This window comes from Allomuricauda sp. NFXS6, from assembly GCF_040148835.1.
In the GTDB taxonomy this organism is placed as follows: Bacteria; Bacteroidota; Bacteroidia; order Flavobacteriales; family Flavobacteriaceae; genus Flagellimonas.
The window spans coordinates 241,921-258,556 of the sequence record NZ_JAGEMG010000004.1 but is presented as its reverse complement, the minus strand read 5'-3'; the positions used below and the strand labels follow the sequence as shown (position 1 = coordinate 258,556).

The 16,636-nt window shown below is 40.6% G+C and carries 12 protein-coding genes; 8 read left to right on the top strand and 4 right to left on the bottom strand.

Annotation, left to right across the window (positions count from 1 at the left end; genetic code table 11):
- Nucleotides 1–5 precede the first annotated feature (5 nt).
- Nucleotides 6–2,081 (bottom strand): PorP/SprF family type IX secretion system membrane protein, encoded by a 2,076-nt coding sequence (locus tag J4E06_RS08365; protein ID WP_349523574.1) that lies wholly within the window; start codon nucleotides 2,079–2,081, stop codon nucleotides 6–8.
- Nucleotides 2,082–2,087: 6 nt separating this feature from the next.
- Nucleotides 2,088–4,346, bottom strand: a complete 2,259-nt coding sequence (locus tag J4E06_RS08360; protein ID WP_349523573.1) for a T9SS type B sorting domain-containing protein — start codon at nucleotides 4,344–4,346, stop codon at nucleotides 2,088–2,090.
- Between the two features lie 266 nt (nucleotides 4,347–4,612).
- Between J4E06_RS08360 and J4E06_RS08355 the strand changes: the two genes are divergently transcribed.
- The 4 genes from J4E06_RS08355 to J4E06_RS08340 all read left to right on the top strand — a co-directional run bounded on the left by J4E06_RS08355 (nucleotide 4,613) and on the right by J4E06_RS08340 (nucleotide 7,510).
- Nucleotides 4,613–6,298 (top strand): glutamine--tRNA ligase/YqeY domain fusion protein, encoded by a 1,686-nt coding sequence (locus J4E06_RS08355; protein WP_349523572.1) that lies wholly within the window; start codon nucleotides 4,613–4,615, stop codon nucleotides 6,296–6,298.
- A 316-nt stretch (nucleotides 6,299–6,614) separates the two neighbouring features.
- A complete protein-coding gene (locus tag J4E06_RS08350) occupies nucleotides 6,615–6,944 on the top strand; it encodes a YtxH domain-containing protein (protein WP_349523571.1) in 330 nt (109 codons plus the stop codon).
- Between the two features lie 3 nt (nucleotides 6,945–6,947).
- Nucleotides 6,948–7,298: a hypothetical protein gene (locus J4E06_RS08345; RefSeq protein WP_349523570.1), complete on the top strand. Its 351-nt coding sequence runs from the start codon at nucleotides 6,948–6,950 to the stop codon at nucleotides 7,296–7,298.
- A gap of 5 nt (nucleotides 7,299–7,303) precedes the next feature.
- The gene (locus J4E06_RS08340; protein ID WP_349523569.1) at nucleotides 7,304–7,510 is read left to right on the top strand and encodes a DUF6327 family protein; all 207 of its coding nucleotides are present in this window, start codon (nucleotides 7,304–7,306) and stop codon (nucleotides 7,508–7,510) included.
- Between the two features lie 64 nt (nucleotides 7,511–7,574).
- On the opposite strand, the gene J4E06_RS08335 is transcribed toward J4E06_RS08340, so the two are convergent.
- Nucleotides 7,575–8,510, bottom strand: coding sequence for an SPFH domain-containing protein (locus tag J4E06_RS08335; protein WP_349523568.1), 936 nt, complete (start codon nucleotides 8,508–8,510; stop codon nucleotides 7,575–7,577).
- 92 nt (nucleotides 8,511–8,602) lie between these two features.
- A complete protein-coding gene (gene gltX / locus J4E06_RS08330; RefSeq protein ID WP_349523567.1) occupies nucleotides 8,603–10,099 on the bottom strand; it encodes a glutamate--tRNA ligase in 1,497 nt (498 codons plus the stop codon).
- Between the two features lie 165 nt (nucleotides 10,100–10,264).
- On the opposite strand from gltX, the gene J4E06_RS08325 reads away from it, so the two are divergent.
- The 4 genes from J4E06_RS08325 to J4E06_RS08310 all read left to right on the top strand — a co-directional run bounded on the left by J4E06_RS08325 (nucleotide 10,265) and on the right by J4E06_RS08310 (nucleotide 16,613).
- Entirely contained in the window at nucleotides 10,265–13,702 is a 3,438-nt protein-coding gene (locus tag J4E06_RS08325) for a coiled-coil domain-containing protein (protein WP_349523566.1), read from the top strand.
- Nucleotides 13,683–14,102: an rRNA maturation RNase YbeY gene (gene ybeY, locus J4E06_RS08320; RefSeq protein ID WP_349523565.1), complete on the top strand. Its 420-nt coding sequence runs from the start codon at nucleotides 13,683–13,685 to the stop codon at nucleotides 14,100–14,102. The genes J4E06_RS08325 and ybeY overlap by 20 nt, the downstream gene beginning before the upstream one ends.
- A gap of 2 nt (nucleotides 14,103–14,104) precedes the next feature.
- A complete protein-coding gene (gene mnmG / locus J4E06_RS08315) occupies nucleotides 14,105–15,973 on the top strand; it encodes a tRNA uridine-5-carboxymethylaminomethyl(34) synthesis enzyme MnmG (protein WP_349523564.1) in 1,869 nt (622 codons plus the stop codon).
- Nucleotides 15,974–16,067: 94 nt separating this feature from the next.
- Nucleotides 16,068–16,613, top strand: a complete 546-nt coding sequence (locus tag J4E06_RS08310; RefSeq protein ID WP_349523563.1) for a hypothetical protein — start codon at nucleotides 16,068–16,070, stop codon at nucleotides 16,611–16,613.
- Nucleotides 16,614–16,636 lie beyond the last annotated feature (23 nt).

The following is a 16,636-nucleotide window of genomic DNA, read 5'->3' as shown; positions in this document are numbered from 1 at the left end:
TGGGGTTAAATGGTTGTGTTTGGTTTTATTCGCATGATCCACATATCGTCGTCGTACGAAGCGTTTAGTTTGGTGTAATAAGAGGTCAAGGCGTTGTTCCAGGTTTCGTGTTTTTTCAAATACACGTACCTGTTTTTGTCTGCCGGGCTGACGAAATAGCTTGCGTGCAAGCCCCTTGCGTTCAGCTCTTTAACAAATTGTTTTGCGCTTGCTGAGTTTTCAAAAACGTTGGCAATGATGTAGTATCCTTCAGGCAATCCATCTCCGGATTGTGTTCTGAGCACTACATGCTTACCGCCTTTTCCAACAGTGTTATTGGTCACATTTTTGGAAAGGACATTGTTATTGTATTTTGAGTTTGATGCTGTTGCGCTTCTGTTGTAACCGGCAATAGGGGAATTACCACCGTTCACGTTCATGACCCAGGCATCGCCTTGGTATTTGCCATTCATTTTGCTGTGATAAGCTTCCAAAGCATCGTTTTTGTTGCCAAAGTCCCCAATGTAAACGTAGTTAAGTCCATTTTTTGGGTTTTGGAAGTAGTCTGCATCTATCCCTTGGGCCCTTAGTTTTTCAATGAATGCATCTACGTTGTCGGGATTTCTAAAAACGTTGGCAATCAAGTAATGACCGCTTTCCACGTTGGGGACTGCGTGTGATTTGAAACCTGCTTTTTTGCTTTTTGAAGGCCTGTAGGTATTGTCCTTTTTTGCACTTGAATTTGATGCGTAAGCTGAGCGGGTATCACCTTTTGTTTCGTTGATCTTGATTACCTTTTTAGTAGAGGTATTGTTGGACAGTCCGTGGTTGGCCAATGGTTGTTTCCTCGGGGTCACGATATCGGTACTGTCCATATTGGCAAAGTATACCTCTTTGGCTTTTTGTTCCAAGGCAGGGTTTTGACCTCGAGTTTCACGTTGAACCATTTTCATTACGGTCTCAAAACGTCTTTCCAAGTCTTGTTTGCGAGTCGATTCTATGGAATCTTGACGCATCAACAATTCATCCAAAATGGCATCGTTTTCGGCCAGTTTTTCTTGTAATTGAGCAATTTCAAGGTCTTTATCGGTAATGTTTAAACTGTCTTGTGGAACATTTTCATCATTGGAAACCATTTCTTCCCCCTCGGCTTCGAGCATTACGCGATCTTCGGTAAGGTTTGGCGTAAAGGAGTAAGCCAAAGAAATTTCGTGGGTAACGCCAAAGTTTTCAAATTCGTTGGACAATCCCTTTTCTACCGTATATCCAAGCGAAATATTTTTGGTCAAGTTGAAACCTAGACCAGCCGATGCTCCGTAGAAATCATCATAACCTGCTTGCACCCAACCTAATTTAGGTAGGTCAAGAATCAGATTTCCTCCCAGTGTTAGGTTTTCCTCACCTACTTTTCGCACCCGTGCCAAAGGCATTAAACGGGCTTTTTCCATAATACCTCTTCCGTTTTCGAACTGATGGGTATATTGTAGGTGTCCAGAGTATGTTTTTTCATTAAAATCGGTGATTGATTCGCTTGTTTTTAGGTTGTAGTCAAAAAGGTTTTCCGCATAACCACCAATGTCAAAACGGCCGACGGAAAAGTTAAAACCTGGCTGAAAGCTCACCAATGAACTACTTTCCAAAGTGTTCAAAAAAGGATCTACTTCAACAGAGTTTACCCTGTCTTGGTTAAAGGCACTTTGGTAATAGCTTATGTTGGCCCCAAAGGTGAAAGTGCTTTTTGGGCTTAAGCGCACACCGTAAGCATAGTTGGCGTGTACACCAAAGTTGTTGAACAGGCCTTCGCGGTTAGTAAATAAACTTACACCGACTCCACTCCGGTCACTAACCCTACCACTATAACTTAAGAAATATACTTGGTTGTTGTCATCAAAAGATACCGACTGGTTTCTATGAAAAAGATTGATGTACGACTTGTCTTCCCTTACCGTTGAAAAGGTAGGGTTAAGCAAGAACCTGTTAAACTTTAAAAGGTTTTGGGAAGGTACGTTATAGGGTATATAGTTACCTTCTTCCTGCCCCCTCATTCCAGAGAAGGCAAGTAGCAAGATAGCAAGTAAAAGTAGAGGTTTTTTAATTTGCATTGCTGCTTATTTAATGACAGTGATAGTTCCTTGTTTCAGGCTTTTGCCACCACGAGTGATCTTGTAATAGAAAATCATGCTTTGTTTGTTAAAGGAAGTGGTGGATTGTGGCCAGTTGTTTTCATAGCCTGCTTGGCTAAATACCTGTTCTCCTCGCTCATTAAATATGGTGACAAGAACATTGGGGTCTCTGGAATAGGAGTTGGGCAATACCCATAGATCGTTAATACCATCGCCATTGGTGGTAATAACATTGGGTATGGCAAACATATCCCTGTAGGTCACAGTAATCACTTTGCTTACAGTACATGTCCCGAAGGAGGCAATCAACAGGTACTCCCCTTCTTCGGTAAAGTCGTAAAAACTGCTCGAAGAAATTAGGTTGTTACCGGCATCATACCATTCATAGGAATCTGCACCGCTAGCGGTAAGAGTTTGGGTCTCTCCCTCAATAATGATGAGGTCTTTGGGTTTGTCGAGCACCAATAGCGATTCATCGAATTCACTAATGGTAATCTCGTTGGACATCAATGCACATTCGTTGGAAGTGATAACAAGCTGATACACACCTGTTTCGCTAACGGTGAAACTTTCGGATGATGTATCAACCACGGTTCCATCTTTCTTCCATTCAAAAGATTCATTGGTTAAGTCTGTTGTACTTTCAAGAACGATGGCCTCGCCTCCTTCACACAACACGGTACCATTGGCGGTAATCTGCAAGGTTTCGTTTGATGCGAGCTTTATCTGTAGGCTATTGGATGATGCCTCAAAAGCATCAATAGAACCAAACAAATCATATTGGCCATTGTCCTCCTGATCGGATATTGTGATGGTTTTTGAAGTTTCGCCTGAAACATCGGTCCCATTCAATTTCCACTGATAATCAAAAGCGTTTTGTAAATCTTGGGTAACATCGGTTTTGGCACCACTATCACTCACGGCATTTATTGTGGCAAGGCTCAGGGTGGCATCAACACTTTCGCAAGAAGTGTATGTTCCCACGTAGTCCACAACAAACTCAAAAGAATCTGGGGTCACAACGGTGGTCGTGGCCGATGCTACCGGAGCTGGGGTACAAGGGCCGCCATTATTGGTTACTTCGACATAATATTCTCCTGTTTCACCAATAACCAAGGTGTTGCTGGTTGCATCGGTAATTGCTGCACCATCTTTATACCATTGGTAGGCTGCACTTGATGCCGTGGTACTAACGGACAATGTTTTTGTTTGTGAAGGAAGAAGCACGATGTTCTCTTCGTTGTTCAGCGTAATTTCAAAAGAACCTGAACTTGAGACCGTCACAGGGTCCGACAACTCGGTACAAACCCCAGAACCAGAGATTTCAACCTCATAAGAGCCTTCGAATCCGTTTATTCCTGCATTAACAGTATAGGTGCTGGCCTCGACAGTTGGACCGCTGACGATGCTTCCGTCTTTGTACCACGTATAGGTATATCCTTGTCCGCTTATGCTGGCCTCCAACAATTGCGTTTCTCCTGGGCAAACCTCTATGTTGCTAGCACCATTAATGGCCAATCCAGAACTGGTTCCGGTGGATATTTCAATAGTGTTGGATAAGGTATTGGCAGAACCGGAGCAATTTCCATAATCCAGTTCCACATAGTACATGCCCGACTCAGAAACGGTGATGCTTTCTGATTTTTCGGCAAGCAATGTACCACTGCGGTACCAATTATATATATAAGTATCTGCATTAGGGATGTTGTGTGGTTTCAAGGTTACAGAACCTCCGCCACAAATTTGTATTTGACCTCCAGAAGGAATGTCTCCACTTCCGTCCTCGCTAATCAATAAGGGAGCGTTATAGTCTATGAAGTACATGGAGAATGCATCAGAAGCTGGACTCGTCTTGGCCGGACTGGTGCTTCGAACCCTCATTTTAAAGCTTTCTCCCCTCATTTCCGCGGGAAGAGCAAACTGGAATTCAAAGTCAAAAGTTGTATTCTTGTCGCTTGCACGTGCAAGTTCGGTAGGGTTGGAAAAGTAACCGTCAGCATCGGATAATTCAAGGATAAATTCGTTATTGCTGTCCACCATGGGAGGATCCCAGGTAAAGTTTACAAAATATTCGTTGAAGCCACCGGATGCACAAACTGCTGTCCAAGCAGAGTTACCGGCAAGGTTGGGGTTGTCCGCCGGTACGGGTTTGTTCAGTACTTGAGCTTGGGATACCAAGGTACCAAGCAGCACAAAGGCAAAGGCCAATACCAGAATGCTATACGTTGAATTACTTTTTTTCATCACCGTTAGATTTTAAGAGGTTACGGGCTTACATAGCCCTGTTAGTTTGTGCCCCTTAATTGTAATTCTTTCTGAAGACGGTGTTCAAGCGTCTTTTTAACATATAGTATTCGAATAACAAATATGTCTCTAATTTGGACGAAAGGAAAGATATTGTTGTAGGCTATACCAAAACTGTTGTGAAATCGCCTACTTTGTATACACGTAAGCACGAAAAATAGCTATCAACAAGGGATTTTACTACATTTGCCCATCAAATAATTGGTATGTCAGAAGAAGCTAGATCGCTCAATTTTATAGAACACATTGTTGAGGAGGACCTTACAAAAGGTTACACAAGGAATGACTTAAGATTCCGTTTTCCTCCGGAGCCAAATGGGTATTTGCACATAGGCCACGCAAGCTCCATTTGCCTCAATTTTGGCTTGGGGCTGCGTTACAATGCTCCGGTTAATCTACGTTTTGATGATACCAACCCTGCAAAGGAAGAGAAAGAGTATGTGGAGGCCATTAAAAAGGATGTGTCCTGGCTTGGTTTTGAATGGGATACGGAGTGTTATGCTTCGGATTACTTTCAACAACTTTATGACTGGGCAGTGAAATTGATTCAGGAGAGCAAAGCCTATGTGGACAGCCAATCTTCTGAAGATATTGCGAGTCAAAAAGGGACCCCTACCGAACCGGGAAAGGAAAGTCCGTTTAGAAATCGCTCCGTTGAAGAGAATTTAAAGCTCTTCAAGAGGATGAAGGACGGTGAATTCAAGGACGGCGAACACGTGTTGCGCGCCAAAATTGATATGGCCTCCTCCAATATGTTGATGCGGGACCCAGTGATGTACCGTGTTTTGCACAAAGCGCATCATCGCACTAATACCGATTGGTGTATTTACCCAATGTACGACTGGACCCATGGCGAAAGTGATTATATAGAACAGGTTTCCCACTCCTTGTGTACCTTGGAGTTTTTACCGCACAGAGAACTTTATGACTGGTTTTTAGACCAAGTGGTATCTTCCGGTAAATTACGACCAAAACAACGAGAGTTTGCTCGCAGGAACCTGAGTCATACGGTTGTGAGCAAACGTAAATTGCTTCAATTAGTAGAAAAAGGCATTGTAACAGGATGGGACGACCCTCGAATGCCCACCATATCAGGATTACGAAGAAGAGGTTTTACACCCGAGTCCATAAGAAATTTTGCGGACACTATTGGGATAGCCAAACGTGAAAATGTTGTGGATGTATCCTTGCTCGATTTTCACGTCAGGGAACATTTGAACAAAATTTCGCCTCGTGTTATGGGAGTTCTTAATCCATTAAAGTTGGTTATTACCAATTATGAAGAAGGACAAGAGGAATGGTTGGAAGCGGAAAATAATCCAGAGGATGAATCTGCAGGAAGCAGAAAGGTGCCATTTTCTCGCGAGCTTTATATAGAGCAAGAAGACTTTAGGGAAGAGGCCAATCGGAAGTTTTTCAGATTAAAGCTAGGGGGCGAAGTCCGTTTGAAGAACGGGTATATCATAAAAGCTGAAAGCTGTACCAAAGATGATGAGGGAAAAATCACAGAAGTACAATGTGTCTACGATCCAAAAAGCAAAAGTGGTTCCGGTACCGAGGAAAGCTTGCGCAAAGTGAAGGGAACATTGCATTGGGTTTCCATACCTCATGCCATTACCGCAGAGGTTAGGTTGTACGATCGTTTATTCACCGATGCTACACCAGATAGCCATAAGGATAAAGATTTTTTGGAGTTTATAAATCCTGATTCACTTCAAAAGGTTACTGGATATTTGGAACCGAGCTTGAAGGATGCCGAAGTTGGACATAGAGTTCAGTTTCAACGGTTGGGTTACTTTAATGTGGATAAAGATTCAACTCCAGGAAATTTGGTGTTCAACCGAACGGTTACCTTAAGGGATACTTGGGCCAAATTGGAACAAAAAGAGTAGCATAACATTTCTTTATTTTATCGGCTGAGTTTATTGGGAATTCTTATTAGAAAGGAGTCTGCAGGATTTCTTTTGCGGTGGTTTTTCAATTTTCAGTGCCGAATCTGTGCGAAGCGGCAAAACCTCTCGTTAAAGGGGCTTATTTGCAATATTTAATTAAATTTTAGCTAAAGCGTCAAGGTTTAGAGCGATTGAATCGATCATTGGACGGACCCCTTTTTATATTTGAGTAAATCGATTGGGAAGGGGGAACAAATTACTCCTAAGATTATTGCCAATTGATTTTCACTGAAGTTTAATTAAAATCAAAAACATTATGTCAAATAACACTGGAAACGTATTAACCGCATTATTGACCGGAGCAGTAGTAGGAGCTGGAATAGGAATCTTGTATGCACCGGATAAAGGAAAAAAGACAAGAAAGAAAATCAAAAAAAGTGCTGTTAAGGCTAAAGATGATATTTCCACGAGCTTAAGCAATGCCAAGGAAGAATTCAGTAGAACGGCCGATGCCAAAAAAGAGGAGTTTGAAGAAAAATTGGAAGATACGCTATCCAATATGAGCTACAAGGCCGATGATATATTGGTAGCCTTGGAGAAGAAACTGGAAGACCTTAGAGAAAAGAACGCCCAACTACAGAAATAATATATGGCATTCGAAGACATAAAAGAGCAGATAGACCATGTGGAAGAAGGGGTAAGGTCCTATGTAAAGAACAGCTTGGACTTTTATAGACTTCAGAGTTTTAGGTCTATGATGATGGGCATAACAATGGCCACCAAAGTCCTGCTTATCGGGGGAGTGGGATTCATTGCCCTACTGTTTCTTTCATTGAGTGCAGCTTTTTGGCTCGGGACAACGCTTGGCAACACCGCCAAAGGCTTTTTACTTGTCGGTGGATTCTATATACTGGCTGGTATAATAATTTTTCTCTTAAGAAGTAAAATCGAAAAGCCGTTATTGAAAAAGTTTTCTAAATTTTATTTTGATGAATTATGATTCAAATGCAATACACATCATTCGAGGACATTGATCGCGACCTAAAAGTTTTAAAATTACAACGACAGATTGAAGAGGAAAAAGTGAAGTTGGCGATTCAGAATACAAAAAAGGAATTGTATCCCACAAACATTCTTGGTGGATTGGCACCTTTGCTTCAAAAAATAGCGATTTCCTTGATAGCGAAAAAACTACTAAAGAAATTAGATTAGGTTAAAACCAACATAAGAACAAAAAGGCTCCTGCCAAGGAGCCTTTTTTCTCTTAAATAGTAGTCTAAGAGTCAGCAGAACCTTTTTCGTTCTGTTTGCGTTTCATGGCCTCACCAATTTGGTTGCTGGCCGTAAAGGAGGCTACCATATTGTTCAGCATATCGCTACCGGCTTGGGGAGAGTTCGGCAACAAAATCAGATTTGTATCGGTTTCTTCGCCAATGGCCTGTAGAGTATCATAGTGTTGTGTTACCACGATCAATGCTGATGCTTCCTGTGAATTGATGCCCACTTTGTTCAATACCTCAACGGATTCTTCGAGGCCTCGGGCAATTTCTCTACGCTGATCGGCAATACCTTGTCCTTGCAATCTTTTGCTCTCAGCTTCAGCCTTGGCTTTTTCAACTATCAAAATACGTTGTGCATCACCTTCAAACTGGGCTGCTATTTTTTCACGCTCCGATGCGTTGATTCGGTTCATCGCCGACTTCACCTGTGCATCCGGGTCAATATCCGTCACCAGGGTTTTTATGATGTCAAAACCATAATCCAACATCGCATCTTGCAATTCTGATTTAACAGCGATGGCGATGTCATCTTTTTTGACGAAGACGTCATCCAACTTCATTTTAGGAACTTCGGCACGAACTACATCAAACACATAAGAGGTAATTTGATCGTGTGGATATTCCAATTGATAGAATGCTTCGTATACTTTTTCCTTGATGACAACGTATTGCACAGACACTTTGAGCTTCACGAATACATCGTCTAAAGTTTTGGTCTCAACGATTACATCCAATTGCTGTATTTTAAGGCTCAACCTGCCCGCGATACGGTCCACAATCGGTATTTTCATTTGAAGACCGGAACTTCGGATACTGTGAAATTTTCCAAAACGTTCCACAGCAACAGCCGTTTGTTGCTTAACAATAAAGAAAAATTTGAATAGAATGATCAGCGCTACAAACGCAATAGGTATAAAAAGATAGTTGCCCATAGTGTTTAGATTTTATGTTAGAAATGGAAATTACAAAACTTGGCCATAGTATTAGTAGCCATTCGTCAAATAATGTTACACATCTGTCAATTCTAAAGCAGGGCGATGGCTGTTTTAATGCGGTTAATACTTTCCTCTTTACCAATTAACTCCATAATATCAAAAAGGTGAGGCCCTTTCATATCGCCAACAATAACCAAACGTAGTGGTGGCATAACTTTCCCGAAAGAAAGTTCGCTTTCGGAAATCCAGGCTTTCACTTTTTCCTCTATTGTTGCTGATTCGAATTCCTTGATATGATCTAAGACCGTGGAGACACCTTGCATAATTTCAGGGGTATCTTCTTTCCATTGTTTTTTGGCAGCTTTTTCGTTGTAAGACGTGGGGGCTTGGAAAAAGTAGTCGGATAGACCCCAGAAATCTTTGACAAACACAGCACGTTCCTTAATGGCCGACACTACTTTTTTAATATATACTGGTTCTGCTGAAATTCCTTTTTGAGTAAGTACTTCAGTGAACATTTCTGCAAGTTCTTCATCACTTTTTAGCTGTAACCACTGCTGATTATACCAGTTGTTTTTTTCTGGGTCAAAGCGTGCTCCGGACCTGTTAACACGTTCCAAGGTAAAGGCATCCACTAATTCATTCAGACTGAAAATCTCCTGCTCCGTTCCTGGGTTCCATCCCAACAACGCCAAGAAGTTAACGACGGCTTCCGGGAAAAAACCTGCTTCGCGATACCCTTCGGATTGGTTCCACGTGAGCGGAAATATAGGAAAACCTCCTTTTTCACCATCACGTTTGCTCAATTTTCCTTTACCAACGGGCTTCATGATCAGGGGTAAATGGGCAAATTCGGGAGCATCCCATCCAAAGGCATCATATAGTAGGGTGTGTAAAGCTAAGGAAGGTAGCCATTCCTCGCCACGGATAACATGGGTAATCTGCATTTGATTGTCATCCACAATATTGGCCAAATGATAGGTGGGCATGCCGTCACTTTTAAACAAAACTTTGTCGTCAAGAATGTTGGTGTCTATTTTTATTTCTCCGCGGATGATGTCGTTCAGCGCTAATTCTTCATTCTCGGGAGATTTGAATCGGATAACATAATCTTCACCTGCAGCTATTTTTTCTTTCACCTCTTCATTGGAGAGTGATAACGAGTTAGTCAACTTTAGGCGGTTATGCCAATTATAGATAAAAGTTTTTCCTTTGGCTTCGTGTTCTTTTCGATGTTGATCTAAAGTTTCAGCCGTGTCAAAAGCGTAATAGGCCTTGTCTTTTTCAATTAGTTTTAGCGCATAGGATTTGTACAATTGTTTGCGCTCACTTTGTCGGTACGGTCCAAAATCACCCTCTTTGCCAGGACCTTCATCAAACGGAATTCCACACCAGTTCAAGGCTTCAATGATATATTCTTCGGCACCTTCCACAAAACGGTTTTGATCGGTATCTTCAATTCGAAGTACAAAATCCCCGCCCTTTTTCTTGGCAAATAAATAATTGAACAAGGCGGTACGAAGGCCTCCAATATGTAAGGGCCCCGTGGGGCTGGGTGCAAATCGAACACGGACTTTTTGACTCATAATAGGGTTTGATTATGTCGCAAAGATACATTGCCGCCAATGAACAGGAAAGCATTTATAAGTTGTCTTTTGTTTGGACTGGAAAGGTTGATAGATCAAGGTTTAACAAAATTTTTCTATTGATTTCCTACGGATCAGGTAATTTGGTAATAATTATACTCCATTTTGAAGGCATACAACAACATAATAGCAAAGCTAGAACAGTTTATCAAACGGTTTTACACGAAACAATTGATAAAGGGAATCTTTCTGTTTTTGACTTTGGGTACGTTGTTTTGGATGGCTGTTACGTATTTTGAATATGTGTTGTGGTTGAATGAGTCGAGGAGGCTTACCCTTTTTATCCTGTTTCTTGTGGTGGAACTTTATCTTTTGTATCGGTTCATCTTTGTTCCTCTACTGTACCTTTTTAAGATTCGGGCTGGCATCGACAATAGAGCAGCTTCACAATTAATTGGGAAACATTTCCCCAATGTTGATGACAAACTCCTCAATTTATTGGAGTTGTCCGAGAACCAAGAAAAGTCAGATTTGTTGATCGCCAGTATAGAGCAACGTGCTTCTAATTTAGGGCCCGTTCCTTTTGCCGAGGCCATCAATTTTAAAGACAGTTATAGGTATGCGAAGTATATTTTGATTCCTGTGGTCTTGTTTGCCTTTATTTGGATTACTGGAGATATCGTTTCTTTCTTCAATTCGCATCAAAGAGTGATGCATTACGATATGGCCTACGAACGGCCAGCCCCGTTTTCTTTCCAAGTGATGAATGCCAGTTTGGAGGTAATGGACAATGAACCATTGACGATTCAGGTTAAAACCGTTGGAGAGCTGCGACCCGACAATGTACAAATGATGGTTAACGGAGAGGCACTGCTAATGAAGCAAAGAGGAGAGTTTTTTGAGTATACTTTTGAAGCGCCTGTTTCAGAAACCAGTTTTTATCTAACAGCTAATGGTTGGGATTCGAGAATCTATTCCGTTAATAGTTACCGAACACCAACTGTGGTTGATTTTGCTTTGGAACTTGAATACCCTAAGTATCTTGATTTGATTCCAGAGGTGATTACCGGAACTGGAAATGCTGAGGTTCCAGAGGGGACAAAAGTGACTTGGAAAATACAAGGAGATTATGTGGATGAGATTAAAATGATTGCTGCTGATTCGACACTTTTTTTTAATAAAAAAGACAACGTGTTTAGTAATTCCAAACGTCTGTTCAATGACTTCGATTATGAACTTAGCACATCAAACGAGCGGGTTCAGGATTTTGAAAAATTGGCATATCGATTGAATGTTATTAAGGATGCGAAGGCAACCGTTCAGGTAGATCAGGTACTCGATTCATTAAATCCCAATCAGTCATATTTTACGGGCCAAGCGGCAGATGATCATGGTTTGAAAGAAATACGTTTGGTTAGTTATCCTAAGGATGATGTGAACAATGTTCAAAGAATTTCACTGGAGGCACCAAACACGAATGTGTATCAGTTTTATTATACGTTTCCATCGGGATTAAACCTTCAGCCAGGCAAAAAGTATAAACTTTATTTCGAAGTTGTGGATAATGACGGTATTAGAGGGGGTAAAGTTACCAAAAGTGCGGTTTTCAATGCATCCTTGTATGATGATAATGAATTGAATAACAAGGAATTAGAGTTTCAAAACTCCACTTTAAACAAAATGGGGGAATCCCTGAAGAATTTTAAACGCCAAGAAGAAACACTGTCCAAAATAAATAATATTCAGAAGGAAGAGCAGTCGCTTAGTTTTGAAGAAAAGAGTCAGATTAAAAACTTTTTGCAAAAGCAGAAGATGCAAGAAGAGCAGATGCAGAAATTTAGTAAGGACTTGAATAAAAGCATAGATAAAAATGCTCAAGACTCAGAGATGAAGAAGATGCTTCAAGAACGTTTGGAACGACAGGAGGCCGAGGCAAAAAAGAATGCGAAGTTGTTGGAAGAACTAAACGAGATTGCAGAAAAAATTGATAAAGAAGATTTACAAAAACGACTTGAGGAACTTGGAAAAAACCAAGGGAAGAACACACGGAACCTTGAACAGATTTTAGAGTTAACCAAACGTTATTATGTTACCGAAAAAGCTTCGCAAATATCCAAGGAGTTGGATGAACTTGCAGAAAGACAAGAAATATTATCTGACTTAAAGTTAGGTCAAGACTTTAGCGATAAGGAGCAGGAAAAATTGAACGAGGAATTTAAGGAGTTGGAAAAGGAAATTCGGGAATTAGAAAAGGACAATGAAGAGCTCCAAAAACCTTTAGACTTGGATACCGATAAAAAGAAAACTGACAGTGTAAAGGAAGACCAAAAAGACGCTTTGGATGAAATCAATAAACATCAGGGAATGGAGGAATCTTCACAATCTAAAGAGAAGCTAGAGGCTGGAAGCAATGCTTCCAAGAAACAAAAATCTGCCGCCCAGAAAATGCGAGAGATGAGCCAATCTATGAAATCCAGTTCAATGGGTGGGGGTGAAACGGACGCGGAAGATGCCGAGATGTTACGTCAAATCCTGGATAATCTGGTTACTTTTTCATTTAAACAAGAGAATCTTTTTGATAATCTTCAAAGTGCTGATGTAGACATCTCCCAGTTTTCACGAACCGTTAAAAATCAACAAAACCTGAGAAGGTTATTCGAGCACGTTGATGATAGTTTGTTTTCACTGTCATTGCGTAGGGTTGAACTTTCAGAATTTGTTAATGAACAGATTACGGAGGTTTATTACAATATTGATAAATCTTTGGAAAGTATTGCCGAGAATCAAATTTATCAAGGGGCTTCGTACCAACAATATGTTATCAATGCCACCAACACTTTGGCAGATTTCTTGGCTAATATTCTGGATAATATGCAGCAGAATATGAGCCCGGGTCAAGGACAAGGCAAGGGTCAGGACTTTCAATTGCCCGATATCATTAAAGGACAGCAGGGCATACAAGAGAAGATGAATGGTTCCGGTCAAAAGGGTAAACCGTCTCAGGGTGAAGGCGAAGAACAAGGCAAGAATGAGGGCGGTCAACAAGAAGGTGATAAAGGAAGTGGGGGACAAGGGGAGAATGGCGAAAAGGGAAATGAAGGAAATGGACAAGGTGGCCAGGAAGGTTCTCAAAGAGAAAATGGTTCACAGTCTGTTGGAAACGGATTAGGAGAGATGGAGCTTGATGAGGTATATCAAATCTATAAAAAGCAACAGTTCTTAAGGGAGAATCTTGAAAAGCAGCTAGGGGATATGATGCGTGAATCCGACAAAAATTTAGCACAGAAATTGATTCGTCAAATGGAAGACTTTGAGAATGATTTGTTGGAGAATGGCATTACAGAGCGTACCAGGAATAAAGCAAATAACATTCAGCACCAACTGATGAAATTGGAAAATGCCTCAATGGAGCAAGGTGAGAAAAAGGAGCGCGAAAGCAATACAAACCTAAATCAGTTTAGTAACCCTATTACCACCAAACCCGAACTGCTTCAAAATTACCAGAATAGCATTGAAATATTAAACAGACAAGCTTTACCTTTGCGGCAAAATTTCGAGGATAAAGTAAAGGTGTATTTCGATAATGATAGCGTTCCATTTTAAAAGTGAATTGGTAATCCAAAAGAAAACCGATTATGCCGATTGGATAAATAGAGTTGTTAATTCGGAGGGATTTTCGGTGGGACAAATTGATTACATTTTTTGTACCGATGATTACTTATTGAAACTTAATAAAGATTATTTAAACCACGACACCTTTACGGATATCATCACTTTTGATTATACAGAGGGCAAAATAATTTCTGGGGATATTTTTATATCTACAGATAGGGTTCAAGATAATGCCAAGAAGTTTGATGTTGAATTTTCAAATGAATTGAAAAGAGTGATGAGTCATGGAATTCTTCACTTGGCTGGATTCGGAGACAAGTCCAAAGAAGAGAAGGATATAATGAGGCTAAAGGAAGATGAAAAAATAAAAATGTTCCACGTGGAACCATAGGTATGTTTGAAAAGGAATATGATGTAATTGTTGTAGGAGGAGGACACGCAGGCGCTGAGGCAACCGCCGCAGCTGCCAACATGGGCTCGCGAACTTTGTTGGTTACAATGAACCTTCAGACTATTGGACAAATGTCTTGTAATCCTGCTATGGGCGGAATCGCCAAAGGACAAATTGTTAGAGAGATTGATGCCCTGGGAGGGTATAGCGGGATTGTAACCGACAAGTCCGCTATACAGTTTAAAATGCTTAATAAGTCCAAAGGGCCAGCGATGTGGAGTCCGCGGGCACAGAACGATAGAATGCGTTTTGCTGAAGAGTGGAGAATGGCTTTGGAGAACACCCCGAATGCCGATTTCTATCAGGAAATGGTTAATGGTTTATTGATTGAGGGGGATAAAGTTGTTGGTGTAAAGACAAGTCTTGGTTTAGAGATTCGTGGTAAATCTGTAGTACTTACCAACGGTACTTTTTTAAACGGTCTAATCCATATTGGAGAGAAGCAATTGGGTGGAGGTAGAGCCGGTGAAAAAGCCGCTACAGGAATCACTGAGCAGCTAGTGGATTTGGGTTTTGATAGTGGTCGAATGAAAACAGGAACACCTCCGAGAGTAGATGGTAGATCTTTGGATTATTCCAAAATGATTGTGCAGCCGGGAGATGATGTTCCTGAAAAGTTCTCTTATCTAAACACACCAATTTTAAAAATCCAACGGGATTGTCATATGACTCATACCAGCAAATTGGTTCATGATTTACTCCGTGAAGGATTCGAAAGGTCTCCAATGTTCAATGGCAGAATCAAAAGTATTGGACCAAGATATTGTCCTTCTATCGAAGATAAAATCAATCGGTTTACAGATAAAGATTCACACCAAATTTTTGTGGAGCCGGAGGGGTGGGATACGGTAGAAATGTATGTGAATGGTTTCTCAACTTCCCTACCAGAGGATGTTCAATATAGAGCTTTGAAATCCGTAAAAGGATTTGAGCATGTCAAGTTCTTTAGACCTGGTTATGCGATCGAATATGATTATTTTCCGCCTACCCAGTTAAAGCACACCCTTGAAACTAAGTTGGTGAACAATCTTTATTTTGCAGGTCAAATTAATGGCACTACAGGATACGAGGAAGCTGCTTCTCAAGGTTTGATGGCAGGTATTAATGCCCATCTCAAAATCAATGAAAAGGAACCCTTTATTTTGAAAAGGGATGAAGCTTATATAGGTGTTTTGGTGGATGATTTGATTACAAAGGGTACAGAAGAACCTTATCGAATGTTTACTTCAAGAGCCGAGTACCGAACATTATTGCGCCAAGATAATGCTGATTTACGTCTAACACCGAAGGGTTATGAAATAGGTTTGGCCAAAGAAGAACGCCTTAAAAGGATGGAAGAAAAGATGAGCAAATCTGACAGTTTTGTGCACTTCTTTAAAAAGACGAGTTTCACTACGGATGAAATCAATCCAATTTTGGAGTCCTTGGATTCATCTTTGGTTAAGCAATCCGATAAACTTTTTAAGGTCTTTTCTAGACCAAAAGTAACCATGGACCATATGCTTCAATTGGATGCGGTTTCCGAATTTGTAAAGGAAAATGACTTGGATTCAGAGGTCTTGGAACAGGCAGAAATCCAAGTAAAATATTCAGGATATATTGCGAAGGAAAAAACGAATGCGGACAAGCTTCAGCGATTGGAGAATGTTCGCATCCCGGATAACTTTGATTATTCCAAACTAAAATCCTTGTCCTACGAGGCGCGGGAAAAGTTGGAATCCATACAACCAGTTACCATATCCCAGGCCTCAAGAATTAGCGGTGTTTCGCCCGCAGACATTAGTGTGCTTTTAGTTTATTTAGGAAGATAATTTTTTAATTTGTTCCACGTGGAACACAGTTTTTATTCCGTCATAAACTAAATGGTGTGGTTTTTCATTTCATTTTGGCCTAACACCAGACCAAATGAAAAGAGCACTGCTAACCATTTTTGTTTTTGTCTTTTTGAGTTCTTGTATCCCAATTCGGATTGCACCGAACATTAAAGACTATAAAGTGACGAAGGGAAAAAGATTCAAAAAAGGACTGCCAAAAAAGAATGTATTTGTTTTTGAAGACCCAAAAGAAACCAACGAGTTTTATGACTACATCAATACAAAATTTCACCTCAACGATTATTATGTAGATGTGCAGGTTCCCTTTTTGGTCGAGGGCAGAACCTTTTATTTTTCTTTTTATGAAATTGAAATTCCAACCAAGACCATAAATTTGATTCCATTGGCTTTGGACGCTGCTTTGAACCAAGCGACGGATATGGAACCGGTTTTTGAAGAGGCACATACCTCACGTGTTGGAAATCGGTATATTGCTATGGAAGTTTTTAGCGATACCGAAGAAGATTGTTTGTTGGAAGGTTCCGTTTCAAGGGAATTGGTTTTATCCTATCTTCGGGAATTGAAAAACGAATATTTGGCTACTGATAATTACAATGAAGTTGTTTTTAAAAACTAAAGATTACGCTATTTCTGGTGAAC